The organism is Nostoc sp., from assembly GCF_036917935.1.
Lineage (GTDB): Bacteria > Cyanobacteriota > Cyanobacteriia > Cyanobacteriales > Nostocaceae > Nostoc.
The window spans coordinates 101,275-118,611 of sequence record NZ_JBALEL010000062.1 but is presented as its reverse complement, the minus strand read 5'-3'; the positions used below and the strand labels follow the sequence as shown (position 1 = coordinate 118,611).

Sequence of the window (17,337 nt, the reverse complement as noted above, 5' to 3'; positions counted from 1 at the left end):
GCTACCGACTGGAGGACTTTTAAAACATCCTCTAAGGTGGATGCTTCAAGTTCTAACTTCCCCTGAGTCCCCAGTCCCCAACTTATTGACAATGATAAAGTTGATATTCGTAGCCGTCTACGCTTGGCAAAGATTGAGTATCAGATATAACGCATGTTTTGACGGCTTCGGCGACGGGTGCGTGAAAGTTTACCAGCCACAAGTCAAAAGGTCGTGGTAATTTATTTAAAGTATTTTCCAGAGCTATGGTGGAAGTATTCGGGTCTTGGACTTGATGAGCAAGGAGAAATAGAGGATTTTGGGGTGAATTGGCAAGTTTCATCTCTCTCGCTACCCCCATCATTTCCCCAGTGTGGATATAAGTTTTGTGGGTAGTGGCAATCAGTACTTGTACTGGAGATATTTGTTGGATTAGTTGCACAAACAGGTCAGGGCGATAATATTTTTGATAGCCGAGATTGCATATGACTGTAACTGCACTGGCAAATCCCATTAACCAAATTAAGATCACGGCTTTTTTCCCGTTTATTCCCCATCTGCCTATGCTTTGTGCGCCATTTGTTCCTGGTTCTCTTGCCATCAATTCCTTGGGAGGATGCCAACAAACTGCGAGACTTGCCCCTAGTAAAACAACGATCGCGGGAAAGTAAACAAAATTATATCTAGCACCTCTGGTCAGATCGATTCCCAAAAAGTAGGTAAAGATAAAGAATAAAGCGATCGCGCTGATGGCGACTCCGATAAACACCTGGATCATAATCCGGTTTTCTGGGTGCTGTAGTTGAATCTTGATCCCACGCAACAAAATTGGTACTGCCCAAATAAAGAAAGTCAGCATTACCACTCCAGAAGGAATCACAACCAAAGCTTGAGAAGATTCAACTGGTAACAGGCAAATCATTGCAATCAATGTTCCTAAAGCCTGAAAAATTGGGCTTAACCAATCTAGTCCAACGCGCGAACCTCGAATCCACTCGGTCAAAACACCACGATTTTTATTCTCTAATAAGATTGGTATCCAAATTAAACCCGCTACACAAGTACCGATAGCAACGGCATAGATCCGCCGCCAGAGAGGAGAGAAGAGGAGAGAAAATTTGCTGCTAGTTTGCAATTGAAGCCAAGCAAGAAAAATCAAAACTACGGCTTCTGTGCAGAGGGTGAGGATGAAGAAATAATGAGTCGCAATACCTAAAGCATTAATTTCTACCCAGAGAAGTGCTATCCAGATGGGTAAAGGTGTGCGGTTTTGAATATGACGTGTGGCAATTACTAAGCAGGTGAGGGAACCAATTACCCATAAGATTGCCAAAGTGTAATGACGCGCTTCTTGTGCTAAAAATACGCCGTAGGGTGATATTGCCATCATGGCAGCAGTCAAGTGTCCCACTAATGGCGAACGAAATGCTACTCTACCTAATACGTAAACACACGGGATGGAGGCGGCACCGATGATAGCTGGTAGCAATCGCGCCCCAAACAGCGAGACTAATCCTCCTTCGCTGGGGAATAATTTCATCCACAGGTAAGCCAGCACAAAATATAGTGGTGGATGACTATCTTGTGTAGCTAAGTTATGAACCACATCACCAATACTAGCCACTGGGTTTAGTTGCAGTGGTTGTAATAGGATATCAGGTGCGATCGCTTGATCTAGGGGTACTGATAAAAAAGTATTCCCCAAGCTAAACACCAAGGTGGAAAATTCGTCAGTCCAAGGAGGCTTTGCAGTCAAGTTGGCTAGGCGCAAGCTGATGCCGACGATCAACCAGATTAAGATCAGCAAAGAGTGAACCCAGAAAGGAGGGAGGCGAGTCTGCCAATTATGCCAATACTTGTGTTGTAAGCCAGAGGTTGTATCTGCTAGAGACAGGAAATGGGTAGCATAGACGGGTAGCAACGAGATAATTTTTTTGTAAAAATAAAATGCACCTTGGAAAAGAACTCTCATTGCGAGGCCTCACACAAATGGATTTGTAGATTTGACGTTTGGGATTTAAGTTCGTTCTAAAATCTAAAAACAAAAATCAAAATCTCAAATCCGTTGTTGTGATTATTTCACGTCTGTGACGCGCCAGCTAAGTTTCAAATTAATCCAGAAATTCCAGATGGTAGCAACTGCGATCGCTATCAACTTAGCTAAATACTGATTTATTTCCAAGACATTATAGAGAAAGTTAATTATTAGAGCTTGTAATATAACTCCTGCCAAACAGACTGCACTGAACTTCAAGAATCGCTTGAAACGTTGATGCAAAGCACGTTGCCTCTGAGAAATATCACTAAAAGTCCATAAATCATTCCAGAGGAAATTATTTATGATTGCCACTCCCGCCGAAAGAATTGTACTGCGAGTTAAACCTAAATGAATTACAGTACGCAGCAAGTGAAACACCGTTAAATCTACAAACACACCACTAAAGCCAACAAACCCAAAACGGACAAATCTACCGATGGGGAAATTGACTTTTCTACTCAATCGTCCTACTCGCCCGGTGGAAAGCCGCAATCGCACTAAGTGGTGGATGTAATCTATATATTGCTTCCATGTCACCTTACTCTCACCCTGTTTGCGTTCGCAAAACACATACCCAACCTCGGCAACTTGGTCTACTTTTCCCCGGCCAATTACTTCTAGGAGAATTTTGTATCCGACTGGATTGAGTGTTGCACCTGCGATCGCACTCCGGCGTACCATAAAATAACCACTCATGGGGTCGGAAACTCTGCCCAGCACCCCCGGTAAGATCACCAAGCCTAACAACTGAGCGCCACGAGACAAGAAACGCCTAACAACACTCCAGCTACTAACACCGCCTCCTTCTACATGACGGCTAGCTACTGCCAAATCTGCTCCCTGCTCAATACTACTCAACAATTGTATTAGTACCTCTGGTGGATGCTGCAAATCTCCATCAATCACCCCCAACACACTCCCCCTAGCTGCTTGCCACCCACGAATCACCGCTGAGGATAGCCCCCGTTCCTGTTGGCGTCGCATCACCCGCAACTGGGGGTATTCTGTCGTCAAGGATTGCGCTATCTCCCAAGTTCGGTCTGGGCTATCATCATCTACCACTATTAGTTCATATTTTCCTGCAATAGCTTCATCCAATAACTGACTCAATATGCTGACTACATTCTTGATGTTGTCACGTTCTTTATAAGTAGGAATTACTAGAGAAAGATGAATAGATTCATCACCTGTACCCACGGAGTTGGGGGGCAACTCTGAAATCTTTAGTGGGCCAGTTGATACTGTTAATAGCGAGTTGGATGAGTTTGTTTTCATATTCCAAATTGCAGAATGAGGGTGTGTAAAGTCCGTGGAAAATAGAGCCAAACATCTGCTGACTTTATTGATTGAACCTAGTTAATCAAAAATTGAGGAATACTTTTGTTACACTTAAGTAAGTATATGGGAAAATTTACAAGTATTTCATTGCCAGTGAAACGGAGTGTAACTAAGCAATCACAAGGACTTTGACGGTTTTACATTTTGTTACATAGTTAGATTAATTCGTGCCTACCTACTTAGTTGCTTTGAAAGTTTAGTAATTCCCGCACTTCCATTCACAATATTTTCCCAAATTTCATCTAAATTTCACATTTCAGCACTTTTTTTATGATAATTTCTGATAAATTACGTATTTTGTCGAAAAATATTATACTACTAAGCAAACTAAGTCAGCAAACATACAGTGCATGGAGCAGATTTTTATAATTTTTTAATACTACTACGGAGAATATTAATTTAATCTGGAGTATTATAAATTTGGGTGATCGGATTATGCATTCTATCAGTTATAACAGTGATCAACAAATAATTAGTCAGGAGATAATTATTTTGTTAATAGCTGTTATAAATAGATAGGAATAAAGTGCAAATGCTGATTACATAAGCTTGTTATACCCGGAAAAATTTACTTGTTGATTTAATAAGTCTGGAATTAATAAATTATCACCAGATAAATAAAAATAAAAATAATTTTTTGAGAAATAGTTATAGCTATTTCTCAACTGTCAGAGCAGCGATAGATTCCTGCTTTATTTTTGAAAAAACGACCGACTCCATAAGTTAATATCATCTCCACTTGATTACTTAGTTAAACATAAAGAACCCCAAAGAGCCAAAGCTATGCCTCGTCTCCCCTATAGGAGTAATTTCATCAACCAAACGGGACTAGTACCGCAAGGCGGAATTAAAAATTAAAAATTAAAAATGAATACAGGGTAAGGGTTTCATTGATTTGGAATGGGTGGTTTATTGACGCCGTGTTGTACCAAAACATATACAGTCCGCTTTGGCAAGATTTTTCCAGGTTTAGGGATATAAAAAATCAAGTTAACAAAAATTAACAGCTTCCGAAATAAGTATACTATTTAGTAGACCCTGGATCGTAAATATGTCAAAAGTAACATGACAAAATCCCCCAATAGGGCATTGCAAAAAAGAGAAAAACTTTCTTTGTTATTAAATTGATGGCGTTGTTTTATTGCTTGTTTTGAGTAAATGAACCTCTAAGAATACAGGGTAGGTTATGCATATTCCTGATGGATTTGTTTCTATTCCGGTGGCAGGGGCTACTGGTTTAGCGAGTGCGGCAGCGCTGTTTGTTGCCTTCGGGCGATCGCAAGAAGCTTTTGGTATTCGTCGTGCGCCGATATTGGGACTAACCACTGCCTTCATTTTTGCCGCCCAGATGATCAATTTTCCGGTAGCAGGAGGTACTAGTGGTCACTTGTTGGGGGGAACCTTAGCTGCGATCGTTTTGGGCAGTCCTTGGGCAGGAACATTGTGTCTCGCCACAGTTTTAATTATTCAAGCCGTGCTATTTGCTGATGGTGGCATTACAGCCTTGGGAGCAAACATTTTCAACATGGCAGTAGTTGGGGTTTGGGTTGGCTGGGTTTTAACCGAAACCTTGCAAAGGCTGTTGGGGGGGTCTAAAGGGCGCTTACCCTTGGCTGCTGGTATAGCAGCTGGTGTGAGTGTGGTGGTAGCTGCGATCGTTTGTGCCATTGAATTAGCCCTCTCAGGAACTGCACCCGTAGCGATAGTTTTACCAGCCATGACTGGTGTGCATATTTTGATTGGCATCGGCGAAGGGCTGATTACTGGGAGTGTGCTGACTTATCTGGCCACAGCCAGACCAGATTTGTTGCCAGGGGAACAGCACAAGTTTCGCGGCTGGTCAGTGCCCATTGTCACCATTTTTTTGATTGCGGGAGTGCTGTCACTCTTTGCCTCAGCCTGGCCCGATGGTTTGGAGAAAGTTGCCCAAAACACGGGCTTCATCAACTTAGGCGAGAAAGTACGGATAATTGTGCCGACTCCCTTAGCTAACTATGGAATTGAGGGTTTGGGGCCAATTGGCACTAGTATCGCTGGACTGGTGGGAGCTGCGGTTTGCTTTGCTGTTGCCTTTGGAATTGCCAAGGTAGTGAAACCGAAGAATGCTTAAACTTTCCTTACCGCTACGCTTGCAACTGTCTCTAGTGATTGTGGTGGGAGCCGCTTTATTAAAGCATCATGCTTGGTATGGACTAAGTGTATATGGCGCGATCGCACTTTTATGGGCTTGCTTCTTGCGCGTACCAATTCGCCAATTGGGAGGATTACTCGGTACAGAATTGATTTTTTTGTCATTGCTAGCATTGCCCTTGGGATGGGAACGAGCCAGTTTTTTGCTAGTTCGTTCGCTAGTTTGTCTGGTTACTATGAATAGTTTTTTGTTAACCTTACCGCCCCACAGTTTCGGCATTGCCCTCAAAAGCTTACCTGTGCCAGCACCTTTAAAGGAAAACTTGTTATTAGCTGGGCAATATATGGAAATTTTGCTCTCAGAAGTGACGCGGATGCAGCGCAGCGCTCAATTACGCGGTTTGACTGGAACTACGGGATGGTTGCGCTATGCTAGTGCTGCCATGATTGGAGCTTTGTATCTCCGTAGTCTAGATAGGGCAGAGCGAGTCTACGCGGCAATGGTAGCTCGTGGTTACAACGGACAATTGCCTATAGATTCTACCCTCAGACCAAAAGAACGTTTTGCCCTATTAGTAGCTTGGGCGATCGCTGCTGTTGTTACCCTAACTTCTTACAAAATTTAACCCACTCCCTGACGCAGTTGATCACGGCTACTTAAATATTGAGTTGTAAATTTTGAAATCATTAACTTCTAATCCCCAAACATCAACCCATAACCCCCATACAGCTGTCGTCGAGGTTGAGAACCTGGTGTATGCATATTCCCGCCAGGAGCCAGTATTACAGGAAATATCTTTTACCTTGAACAAAGGCGATCGCGTGGCATTGATGGGAGCAACAGGTTCTGGAAAAAGCACCTTGCTGGAGAACCTGATCGGCTTAAAACAACCGCAAACAGGGAAAATTACAATTAATGGCATCCCCGTAGAACCGCAAACTTTACCGCAAGTGCGTCGTCAAATTGGCTTTAGCTTCCAAGATGCCAACGACCAACTATTTATGCCCACCATCTTGGAAGATGTTACCTTTGGGCCACGTAACTATGGAATCAAAGCAGCAGAGGCTAGCGATCGCGCCCGACAGTTATTAGCTGATTTTGGTCTAGAAGCCTACGCCAATCGTTCCGCCCACGAACTCTCTGGTGGACAAAGACGCCTAGCCGCCCTAGCCTCGATTTTAGCCCTAGAACCGACAATTCTAATTTTGGATGAGCCGACTAACGGTCTTGATCCAGCATGGCGGCGTCATTTGGCGCAAGTGTTGTTAAAGTTACCCGTGCAGGTGATACTAATTGCCTCTCATGACCTACATTGGCTAGGCAGAGTTACTCAACGTGCTTTGGTACTGTCTGCCGGTCGCATTCAAATAGACAGCGATATTCAACCACTTTTGCAAGATGGTGCTACTTTAGACCAGTTGGGTTTGCCGATAGATTGGTGATTTCGGATCAGGGGGAGTGAAGAAGGGAATAGGGTACAGATTATTCCCTATCACCCGTTACCTGTGATCCTTCCCCTAATCCCAATGCCCAAATACCTCTTTTACTCGTAATATTGGATACTATATTGTGAGTTTTATTGCTGTTGGGGTGTTAATGTCTGTTTTACATAAATATACTGTTCTTGCTCCTGTTAGCCTAAGTATTGCTTTGTTGGTTACTAGTTGCAGCGAAAATAAAGTTTCCCAGTGCCAGCGACTGATTAAAGTTGTGAATGCTGGAACTTCTCTAATTGATACAAATAAAGGAACACAAGTGATAACCAGCATACAGTTATCTAAAGATTTAGAATTTGTGACTAAATCGATTAGAGAACTGAATTTAACAGATCCGAAGCTGAAAGAATTTCAAAGCGGTTTTGTGAAGATTTTTCAAAATCTCAGTCAAGCGATCGCTAAGGCAGGTAGGGCGCTTGGTGTAACCAAGACAGCAGAAGCGTCCGTATCTGGTAGAGAAAAAATCCAAAAGGCTAGAACCGAAATTGACTCAACACTGACAACAGCAGCTATAACTGTTGGCAAACAGTCAGATACCTTAGTCAATCAGATGAATAAGTATTGTAGCCAGCCAGAATAATCTATCTGGGGCATTGCGATTAGGCCAGAGGTGACAGGTGATAGGGAATAATCTGTAATTTGTAGGACTTACGCACTGTACAAATTAATCATGGTATGTATTCACGAAAATAGGTCGTTTCAGGTCTTTATTAATTGTTCTTTGACGATCGGTAAACCCGCGCTGTACTGGGCACAGCAATGCTCATTGGTGTCAACTTAAGGTGAAAGCCTGCCTATAACCAGCTTTTAGAGATTGTCTCGTTCCCTCGTTAAGAGTCTCTGACTGGGAATGCTGTCCTAGAGGCTCCGCCTCCCTTGCTGGCGGCAGAGCCGCAGCATTTCCAGCCCAGAGGCTGGAAACGAGGTTTTAAAAGGGTTTTGGCTTAAGTTGACACCAATGAGCTTTTTCTGTGCCCCTACGACAGATGTGGTTTTTCAAGCCCTTCATGCTTTGTATTTTGCGTCAATGCGTAAGTCCTACCCCAATACGGTTCGGTTAAGGTGCATAGGTTTTAAAGATCCCCCTTAGTCCCCCTTAAAAAGGGGGAAATAGAGCGATTTTTAGTCCCCCCTTTTTAAGGGGGGTTGGGGGGGATCGTGTCTTATCCGAACCGTATTGAGTCCTACCCTGTAAGCTATTCCCTTCTTCATTGACACCGTGATGCCTCTCAGATAAAAAGTAACTTTTATCACTTCTTTATTCAAAAGTTTCCTGATATACACCAACTTTATCTGTCAAAAGAAGTGTTGGTGCAAGTCAAATGAAATACCATGAGTGATATTAGTCTACTGATGGCGAGTCTGCTAGCAACAGCGCCAATATCTGTGTTAAATTTACCAAAGCAGTCCGTAATTCTCTCAGAAAAGCCGGTGCAGCAGTCAACACAGGAAAATTTATCTCAAGTTTTCTCACCTGCTGAAATTACACCACCTGAATTTGTGCAACCAGATATCACCACCTCATCAGCTATAAAAAATAAGTACGAAAATATACTTAGAAAAAGTAGAGGAAAAATTAAATTCATCAGTTCCTCTAAATTAGCTGAATTAAAAGATACTCAACCTGTAACAGAAGTTGCCCAGAACCAGGAAAACAAAGAAGAATTCTCTCTATCTCCCCATCCCCCAGACTCAGACAACCAAATGTCTCAAGTCACCTCAGTATCGCAACTCCAGGATGTGCAACCCGCAGACTGGGCTTTTAGTGCAATGCAGTCTTTAGTAGAACGCTATGGCTGCATTGCTGGATACGCTGATGGGACTTATCTGGGGAATCGTAGCATTAGCCGTTATGAATTTGCAGTTGGTTTAAATGCTTGTTTGGAGAAGATTAACGATGCGATGCCTGCTCTGGGCTACGCCGACGCTAACAATAAAATTAATACTGTTAATAATGAAGATTTAATCTTGCTGCAAAGGTTACAAGGCGAATTCAAAGCAGAGTTGCAGCAATTACAGCAGCATGTAGAGGCTGTGGAAAACCGCACTAGTGAATTACAAGCTAATCAGTTTTCCACAACTACCAGATTATTTGGTCAAGCCATTTTTAGCGTCCAGGGAACCAACAGCCCCGATGTCGATTTGTTTCCTAGAGATGGAATACCTGAACGCCAGGGAAAAACCAATCTGACTTTTACAAGTAGCGCCCAACTAACCTTAGCAACTTCATTTACAGGGCGAGATTTGCTGTTAACTGGACTGTCTGCGGGTAATTTGGGTTCTAATGCATCGTTGTTATCTACCAATATGGGACGGTTGGGTTTCGAGTCAAATACAGACAACAATCTAGTTATTAGTGACTTATCTTATCGATTTCTTCTCTCAGATAACTTGGGAATTGTCGTCGGGACGGCGGGAGTCAACCCAATCAACACCTTTCGCGGTATTAGCCCTTTAGAAGGTTCTAGCGACGGTGCAATATCTCTATTTGGTCAGCGTAACCCGATTTTAAGTATTGGTAACGGCACTGGTGGTATAGGCTTTGACTGGCAGATTAGCGATCGCATCAGTTTGCAAGGCGTTTATAGTGCGGAAATACCCAGTTTTTCTGGCAATATCAACCAGGGCGGACTATTTGGCGGTAGATATACTGCTGGCGGTCAGTTAAGTTTAGCACCCACCAATAACATCGATGTCGGCGTACATTATCTCTATTCCCACTCTCCAGATGGCTTACTGGGAAGTGGTATTGGCGATTCTCAACTGATTTCACCTTTTGCAGGTGCGACAGCTTTCAATACCCAAGCAATTGGCGCTACCGTTGCTTGGCGAGTTAACCCTAACTTGCAATTGGGGGGTTGGGGTGGCTTTACTTCTTCCAAACCATTCAACCTTTCTGGAAGTGTAGAAACCACCAATTGGATGGTATTCGCGGCTTTTCCTAATTTGCTGCGTTCTGGGAATTTAGGGGGCGTTCTCGTCGGACAACCGCCCAAAATTACTTCGAGTACTTTACCCGAAGGCTTCAATTTTCCCAACTTTTCTGATGGCGGGACAGCAGGGGGACGTAGTGACACATCAATTCACGTAGAAGTTTTTTACCGCGCCCAACTGAGTGACAATATTGCCTTGACTCCAGGCTTGTTTGTCATTTTCAATCCCGATCACAATGCTGCTAACGATGCATTAATAGTTGGGACATTAAGAGCAACTTTCCGGTTTTAATTTTGTACTGATGTAGATGTAATAAAATACGCTATTTTCATACTGATTTATTCAGTATTAGATGCTTTCATTATCCAGTGAGAGCAAGGCAAACTCATGCAGAAACATAGACGTATTTTTTTTACAGGTGATTAAAGGAGCAAATTTTTCATGAAATTAGATTCATCAACTCATAGCACTTGCAAAAATGTTGGCAACAGATGGATTTACACAACCCAGATGCAAAAGGCAATTCCCAATCCAAAATCTAAGTTGTGCTGGAAGCGCACCAAAGATGCGACCCAAAATCTAAAATTGTATAAGTTGGGTTGTGCAGTTCTTAGCAGCAGCAGTTTAGCCGCATTCTTCATCGGTTTAGGTGGAACAAGTGCTTTCGCTCAAATCACAATTCAAAGCACTGGTACATTATCAGGGACTATCCAACTTCCTAGCATTAATCCCAATTTCAATCAAAGCACTACTCGTGTTGATACAGACGATGCGGGGACTTACTCTCGGAACTTAGGTACTAAAAACAATCCTAACTACGTTCCTGTATACAAGTCAGGCTATGTGAAGGTGGAAACACGTAAGGATGGTAGTCTGCATTATTTTGTTGACTTTAAAGGCATTCCGATTGTCTCCTTTAATGGTGTTCTGACTTCGCCGATTCTCTCTGATGGTGAGTTGACACCTTATAAATACCAGGGAAAATTGGCAGGAACGATATTTCAAGGAGTAGTTCAGGATGAATTTAATCTCACAAAAGCTTTATACACTGGTACTGTCACCGATCCAAACACGGGAAACCAGTATCAGGGTACTTTTGAAGTGAGTGGATATGGAGTCCGATATAGCGATCGCAATGGTGGTGCAACCCCCACAGTCTTTGATTTCAAATCCGATCTTCCAGGTTCGCCAAAGGTGACATCTTTGGAAATGACTAACTCTCCCCTGGCGAGAATAACAATCAAAGTACCTGCAACTGCAACTCTCATAACTCCCACACCAGTTGGTGGTGGTAGCACAGCCACTCCGACACCTGTAGTTAGTGGTGGTAGCACAGCCACTCCGACACCTGTAGTTAGTGGTGGTAGCACACCCACTCCGACACCTGTAATTAGTGGTGGTAATACACCCAATCCCCCGCCAGTAATTAGTGGTGGTAATACACCCAATCCCCCGCCAGTAATTGACGGTGGTAGCACAGCCACTCCTACACCTGTAGTTAGTGGTGGTAGTGCGATCGCTTCCTCGACACCGACAACGTACACATCTGGATCTAATTCTCCATCACTTTCTACTACACCTAATATGGAATTGAGTAACGGTAATTCCCTAGAGGTAAATCAAGTAGTTGTCAACCCTGCAACCCTTGCTCAAGCTGCTTGTTCACAGGATTCTGCTAAAAGTTGTACAATACCCACCTCACCGAAACAAGCGATCGGGCCCCGTAGTCGGGTGCTACTGCGTTAGTTAGGGACTTTCAAATAAAAATATCCAACTACTTTTTGTCGGGTGGGCGTCTCGCCCACCCGACAAAAAGGCTGACTTGACAAAAATTTTGGGTGCTTCTGGAACTCTAGCAGGGCAAGATGAAATCAATATAATAGTCACTACATGGGCAACATAGCGATAAAAAAAGTCCACCATAAGTTATTCGCGGCGTTTTGTTGCTCAGATTACCTTTCGGTGGTAGATTTTACCCTGATGATTTTCTGGCTATACTAGTGGCTTAAGCCGATTGATTGATAAATTTCAGCTTCCAGCATGAAACACACAAAAACTCTAAATTTTGGATATATATCAGTATGTATTTACTTTTAAATGACACAAAAATATTGTTTGATGTTGGAGGAAATTAATTTTCTTGGGGACTACAAAAACTCGATCAATCAATCACTGAGCTTAACACTAACACTACAGAGTGAACCTACATCAATCAAACATCTTCCGAGTAAGCACCTATGAAAGAAGAATTGATAGCCAGAGTCATGCAGGTCTTGCGAATTAATATGAGTTGGATGACTTGGAATTTGTTTCTGGCTTTTATACCTTTGGCTTTGAGTGTGTGGCTATTTCGCATGAAACGCGGTGGCACTTGGCTTTGGTGGCTGGGATTCTTAATTTTCTATGCTTTCTTACCAAATGCACCGTATTTGTTGACCGATGTAATTCACTTGATAGATGATATCCGCACGATTCAATCGGTGTGGATAATTACTTTAGTACTTATTCCTGTGTATTTGCTAGTAATTCTCGGTGGATTTGAAGCTTATGTAATATCGTTAATTAATTGGGGTCACTATTTACATCGCATCGGCAAAAGCCAATGGATTTGGCGCTTTGAGTTGATTACACATTTTCTCTGTGCTATTGGTGTCTATTGGGGGCGATTTTTGCGTTTCAACAGTTGGGATTTTATTACTCAACCCGATGCCGTAATTACCAAAGGTGTTGAAGAAATTCTCGGTAAACAGCCATTGGTGATTATTGCGATCAGTTTTGTGATCCTTGTCGGGCTGTACTGGATTATGAAACGAGTGACTTTGGGTTTAGTCAGGCAACCAAAAAATGCATATCCTATCAAGACACAATCAACCGATCCTGACACTCCCAACGCTGGATGAGTTTGTGGGTGTTAGCCAAGAGGAGCAAATACACATTTACGGATTCAGGAGACTGACTTTTGAACAGGCTGCAACGATTAACCTTTAACGGATTCAAGTCTATTAAGGCGATGGATCTTGAGTTGCGTCCCTTAAATATCTTGATTGGAGCAAACGGAGCAGGCAAAAGTAATCTTATCTCGTTCTTCAAGATGCTTAATGAGATGATGGCTGGACGCTTCCAACAATATATCGGTATGTCGGGGCGTGCTCAGTCCCTCTTGCACTTTGGACCCAAGATAACTCCTCAGATCGAAGCAAAATTGGAGTTTGAAGTCGAAAACGGGGTGGATACCTATCATCTGCGATTATTCCATGCAGCCGGTGATACGCTGATCTTCGCCGATGAGACATTGAGCTTTCTGCAAAAGGGTTGGACATCCCCAAGGATTGACCAGTTGGGTGCAGGGCATCAGGAAACAAAAATTAGTCAAGCAGCAGAGGAAGGTAAACAAACAGCCAGGACGCTCAAATACTTGCTTGATCGTTGCCGTGTATATCACTTTCACGATACATCTTCTACGGCGGGAGTGCGGCAATCCTGTTACGTTGGCGATAACCGATGGCTCATGCCTGATGCCGGAAATTTAGCTGCATTACTTCTGAAATTCCGCGAAGAAAATATTTCAACTTATCAACGTATCATCGGAACAATCCGTTTAATTGCACCATTTTTCGATGACTTTGTTCTTGAGCGAGATGCATCTAGTCGTGTCATTCTGAACTGGCAAGAAAAGGATTCAGATAGCGTATTTGGACCCCATCAATTTTCAGATGGCACTTTACGCGCTATATGTCTTGTAACACTGCTCTTACAGCCAGAGGATGAACTACCAGAACTCATCGTTGTTGATGAGCCAGAACTAGGTCTTCACCCCTATGCTCTAAATGTTGTGGCTGCCTTGTTTAGCAAGGCTTCGCTCCATACGCAAATCCTCATCAGCACCCAATCTAGTTCTTTTTTGGATAATTTTGATCCTGAAGATGTGATTGCGGTAAACCGAGAGGGTAAGGAGTCGCAATTTAAGCGGCTAAATCCCTCAGAATTGGAACCTTGGCTCGACGAGTACAGTTTGGGAGAAGTTTGGGAGAAAAATATCGCCGGGGGAGGACCACATTGATGATACGCCTCTACCTATTTGCTGAAGGACAGACCGAGCAGACATTCGCCGATAACATCCTAAAACTATATCTTGCTCAATATAGTGTTTTTATGGACAAGATTATGCTGATTGCCCATGCCAGAAAAAAAGGTTATGTGCATCGCGGTGGCGGTCGAAAGTACGAGCCTATGAAGGATGACATTCTGCGCCTTCTCAAGCAGGAGAAAGGCTCTAAGGTGTTTTTTACTACTATGATTGATTTGTATGCTATTGCTCCTGATTTTCCGGGATTGGCTGAGTCCGAGAGTTTGCGCCAAAATCCTCTACAACGGGTCGAATTTCTAGAGCAACGCTTTGCAGAAGATATCAGTGATTACCGATTCATCCCGTACATTCAGTTACATGAATACGAGGCATATCTTTTTGCTGATCCAACCTGCTTTGAATACTTTTATGCTCATCGCACAAAGGAGATTGAGGCTCTTAAGGCGATCGCTAATCAATATGAAACACCTGAGTTGATCAACGACGGACAGCAGACAGCTCCCAGTAAACGCATCATCGCTCAGTTTCCTGATTATGGAGGAGCAAAGCGTGCTTTTGGAGCACAGTTGGCTGAACGGATTGGACTGCAAGTAATTCGGAGCAGGTGTCCCCACTTCAACACATGGCTATCACGCCTAGAATCATTGAATCACTCCTAACTAATCAAGTTTTCGGCGTGCTGCTGCTAAAATTATGCGTTGTTCAGCACGAGCGATCGCTTGATATGTTCGCTCGACTGCTTCCGGTTCCACGGAAATAGAAGTAATACCCCATTCCACTAACTTATCGATGATTTCTGGATAAAGGGCTGGTGCTTGACCGCAGATTGAACAAGGTATACCGGCACTTTCAGCCATCTGGATGAGTTGAGCGATCGCACTCATAACTGCTGGATGACGTTCATTAAATACTTTTGCTAGCTGTCCTTGTTCTCGATCTACTCCTAGCAATAATTGGGTCAGGTCATTTGTACCAATAGAAATTCCGGCGACACCTGCTTTAACATATTCTGGCAATAAAAACAGGACACTTGGCACTTCTGCCATCATCCACAATTGAAACTGAGTCACCTCGGTTAAAAAAGCTTGCTCAACTTTGCGACGGCAAAAGACAAATTCTTCTACAGTCCGTACAAAGGGCAATAGTAGATTGACATTGCTGTAGCCAGCTTGCTGTACACTCGCCAAAGCTTTCAATTCCAATTCAAATACTGCGGGATTTCGTAAATAGCTAAAGGTGCCGCGTTCACCTAACATCGATTGTGGCGAAGATTGTAAACTATTACTCAATGATGGTAAATCCTGCGATCGCCAATCTAAAGAACGATAAAAAACTGGTCTTGGTGCAAAGGCACGAGCAAACTGCATAATATGCTCAGACCATAGCTCTAACAATTCTGCCTGACGCCCGCTTAAAATCCAACTATTGGGATGTTGCCCGTTCAATATATTTAATGCCATCAATTCTGAGCGCAACAATCCTACCCCATCCACAGGCAGGCTTTGCACTTGTTCTATTAAAGTGAACTGACTTAAGTTAACCAGCAATTGGGTAGCAATCATAGGTAGATGAGACGTAACAGAAGGCTGGGGCGCTTTCGGGTTGGGGTGATGGGAAGAAAGAAGATTTTCTTCTCTCCCTCTGTTCATCTCCTCTTTTAAGTCTCCTTTGATGCGATAAACTTCTCCTCTGTCGCCATCAAGCAGCAGTCGTTCGCCATTTTGGATTAAAGTTGTGGCAGATGTTGCATTGACTACTGCTGCAACACCTAATTCTCTAGCTAGAATTGCGGCGTGACTGGTTAATCCCCCTTGTTCTGTGATAATACCAGCAACTTGTTGCAGTAATGGCAACCAATCAGGTGTAATCGTTGGTATTACTAAAATCACTCCCTTGGGTAGTTGTTCGGGTTGATGTTGGGGATTAATAATTACCAGGGCAGTCGCCACAACCCGTCCCCCTGCTGCCCCTAGTCCTCGAATGAAGTGTAGGTGGGGAATTACAGATTGCGAAGGACTAACTTGTGTGATGTAGACCTTGCCTGATGTCGTTTGCCCGGCGATAGTCCATTTAATCGTAAAGGTTTTACCTAGTTCACTTACCAGTTGAGTTCCCAGAGCAATTATTTTTTGTAAATATTCTTCTTGTAAAGAGTACTGTTTTTGTTGGGCTTGTGGAAGTTGATAGGTAATCAGACAAGTGTGATCTGGTGTTAGCACTGAGTTCGGCACGGGTTGCGAAAAAACTCCAGACGCTGCATCATCAACACCATAAGCCAGCATTTTATTGCCCAGTTGTTGCTCAAGCACAACCCCAGTTTCCGGTTGAATGTAGTAGACATCTGGCTGTACTTCGCCAAGAGCTATCGCTATTCCTAATCCCCAAGTAGCTTCAATTTCCCACCCAGAGGGGTTGGCTGTGAGCAAGCCGCTGGCGATCGCATTCTCAACAGGTTGCACCAAAACTGCGAGATTAATTTGTTGCAGATTTATTCCTGAGTTCTGCCAATATAATAAACTTCGGGCCCGAAATATTTGACTCCAGGTACGCTTTAATGCCAATGCGATCGCTTCGGGTTCGCACTGGCAATATACCGACTCCAGCAAACCCGATATATTCTTCATACCTGGAGTTGCAGTCGATACTGCCAAAGTTGGCCGAAGAATCAAACAGCTAGTTTGCCATTCTCTAGTTGCTTGGAAAATTGTACTCACCCACTCCTGGGTTACAGTTGCAGCCAGAATTTCTTGGCGCAAGCGACTAGCCACCTGCTGAAGTTGACGCCAATTCGTGACATCCAGGTGTAGCGAAGAATCGGGTAAGTCAGCCACTAATGATTCTGAACTATTGAGATTTTCGAGAAATTTTGCGAAAATTTCTGCTGAAACTACAAAACCAGGCATCACCGGATAGCCACGCTGGATAATTTTGCTCAAGTAAAACGCTTTGTCACCTACTTTGGCGCGATCTTGTAGTTTAATTTGGTCTAGCCAGTAGAGTTTATCCACTCAATTTGTTATTTGTCTATTTGTAGCCATAGCCATTTCTTCGTGGTATGTTATCAGGTTAATCCACTGACTCCTGAATCAGTGCTAAGTCCCTCTGCTTAGAGTGAATTAAAAAGTACTCAGGACTTATGTACTTGGTAAGAGTAACGCCCTTTGTGGTAACAGAGCCTGTCGAAGTGTGGGCGAAATCCTTTTCTCAGGAGAAGGCTGACGTTGTGAACATCAGCCGATTTGCTCGAGTTGTACATGGCGGTATCATATTTAATTATTGAGTGTATGGGTTAAATCTAGCAATTTAAGGTAGAATTTTATGGTTCAGTTATTTT

General features: G+C 43.2%; 12 protein-coding genes. 9 read left to right on the top strand and 3 right to left on the bottom strand.

Annotation, left to right across the window (positions count from 1 at the left end):
* Window positions 1-82: 82 nt before the first annotated feature.
* Both V7K62_RS27160 and V7K62_RS27155 read right to left on the bottom strand, forming a co-directional pair.
* Window positions 83-1,951, bottom strand: coding sequence for a glycosyltransferase family 39 protein (locus V7K62_RS27160; protein ID WP_334869635.1), 1,869 nt, complete (start codon window positions 1,949-1,951; stop codon window positions 83-85).
* Between the two features lie 102 nt (window positions 1,952-2,053).
* Window positions 2,054-3,292 (bottom strand): glycosyltransferase, encoded by a 1,239-nt coding sequence (locus V7K62_RS27155; protein ID WP_334869633.1) that lies wholly within the window; start codon window positions 3,290-3,292, stop codon window positions 2,054-2,056.
* A gap of 1,249 nt (window positions 3,293-4,541) precedes the next feature.
* Between V7K62_RS27155 and V7K62_RS27150 the strand changes: the two genes are divergently transcribed.
* The 9 genes from V7K62_RS27150 (at window position 4,542) to V7K62_RS27110 (ending at window position 14,662) form a co-directional block, all read left to right on the top strand.
* Window positions 4,542-5,465: an energy-coupling factor ABC transporter permease gene (locus V7K62_RS27150; RefSeq protein WP_334869631.1), complete on the top strand. Its 924-nt coding sequence runs from the start codon at window positions 4,542-4,544 to the stop codon at window positions 5,463-5,465.
* A complete protein-coding gene (locus tag V7K62_RS27145) occupies window positions 5,458-6,111 on the top strand; it encodes an energy-coupling factor transporter transmembrane component T family protein (RefSeq protein ID WP_334869629.1) in 654 nt (217 codons plus the stop codon). The genes V7K62_RS27150 and V7K62_RS27145 overlap by 8 nt, the downstream gene beginning before the upstream one ends.
* Window positions 6,112-6,163: 52 nt before the next feature.
* Window positions 6,164-6,928: an energy-coupling factor ABC transporter ATP-binding protein gene (locus V7K62_RS27140; RefSeq protein WP_334869627.1), complete on the top strand. Its 765-nt coding sequence runs from the start codon at window positions 6,164-6,166 to the stop codon at window positions 6,926-6,928.
* 154 nt (window positions 6,929-7,082) lie between these two features.
* The gene (locus tag V7K62_RS27135) at window positions 7,083-7,562 is read left to right on the top strand and encodes a hypothetical protein (RefSeq protein WP_334869625.1); all 480 of its coding nucleotides are present in this window, start codon (window positions 7,083-7,085) and stop codon (window positions 7,560-7,562) included.
* Window positions 7,563-8,314: 752 nt separating this feature from the next.
* Entirely contained in the window at window positions 8,315-10,207 is a 1,893-nt protein-coding gene (locus V7K62_RS27130) for an iron uptake porin (RefSeq protein ID WP_334869623.1), read from the top strand.
* Window positions 10,208-10,357: 150 nt separating this feature from the next.
* Window positions 10,358-11,662, top strand: coding sequence for a hypothetical protein (locus V7K62_RS27125; RefSeq protein ID WP_334869621.1), 1,305 nt, complete (start codon window positions 10,358-10,360; stop codon window positions 11,660-11,662).
* A gap of 491 nt (window positions 11,663-12,153) precedes the next feature.
* A complete protein-coding gene (locus tag V7K62_RS27120) occupies window positions 12,154-12,816 on the top strand; it encodes a DUF1361 domain-containing protein (RefSeq protein WP_334869619.1) in 663 nt (220 codons plus the stop codon).
* Window positions 12,817-13,118: 302 nt separating this feature from the next.
* Entirely contained in the window at window positions 13,119-13,976 is an 858-nt protein-coding gene (locus V7K62_RS27115) for an AAA family ATPase (protein ID WP_334869616.1), read from the top strand.
* Window positions 13,976-14,662: a DUF4276 family protein gene (locus tag V7K62_RS27110; RefSeq protein WP_334869614.1), complete on the top strand. Its 687-nt coding sequence runs from the start codon at window positions 13,976-13,978 to the stop codon at window positions 14,660-14,662. The genes V7K62_RS27115 and V7K62_RS27110 overlap by 1 nt, the downstream gene beginning before the upstream one ends.
* On the opposite strand, the gene V7K62_RS27105 is transcribed toward V7K62_RS27110, so the two are convergent.
* Window positions 14,663-17,011: a putative PEP-binding protein gene (locus tag V7K62_RS27105; RefSeq protein WP_334869612.1), complete on the bottom strand. Its 2,349-nt coding sequence runs from the start codon at window positions 17,009-17,011 to the stop codon at window positions 14,663-14,665.
* Between the last annotated feature and the right edge of the window lie 326 nt (window positions 17,012-17,337).

Coding starts and splice junctions, on each gene's coding strand:
- V7K62_RS27145 (WP_334869629.1), top strand. CDS start 5,458: ATGCTTAAACTTTCCTTACCGCTACGCTTGCAACTGTCTCTAGTGATT.
- V7K62_RS27150 (WP_334869631.1), top strand. CDS start 4,542: ATGCATATTCCTGATGGATTTGTTTCTATTCCGGTGGCAGGGGCTACT.
- V7K62_RS27120 (WP_334869619.1), top strand. CDS start 12,154: ATGAAAGAAGAATTGATAGCCAGAGTCATGCAGGTCTTGCGAATTAAT.
- V7K62_RS27110 (WP_334869614.1), top strand. CDS start 13,976: ATGATACGCCTCTACCTATTTGCTGAAGGACAGACCGAGCAGACATTC.
- V7K62_RS27135 (WP_334869625.1), top strand. CDS start 7,083: ATGTCTGTTTTACATAAATATACTGTTCTTGCTCCTGTTAGCCTAAGT.
- V7K62_RS27155 (WP_334869633.1), bottom strand. CDS start 3,292: ATGAAAACAAACTCATCCAACTCGCTATTAACAGTATCAACTGGCCCA.
- V7K62_RS27125 (WP_334869621.1), top strand. CDS start 10,358: ATGAAATTAGATTCATCAACTCATAGCACTTGCAAAAATGTTGGCAAC.
- V7K62_RS27160 (WP_334869635.1), bottom strand. CDS start 1,951: ATGAGAGTTCTTTTCCAAGGTGCATTTTATTTTTACAAAAAAATTATC.
- V7K62_RS27130 (WP_334869623.1), top strand. CDS start 8,315: ATGAGTGATATTAGTCTACTGATGGCGAGTCTGCTAGCAACAGCGCCA.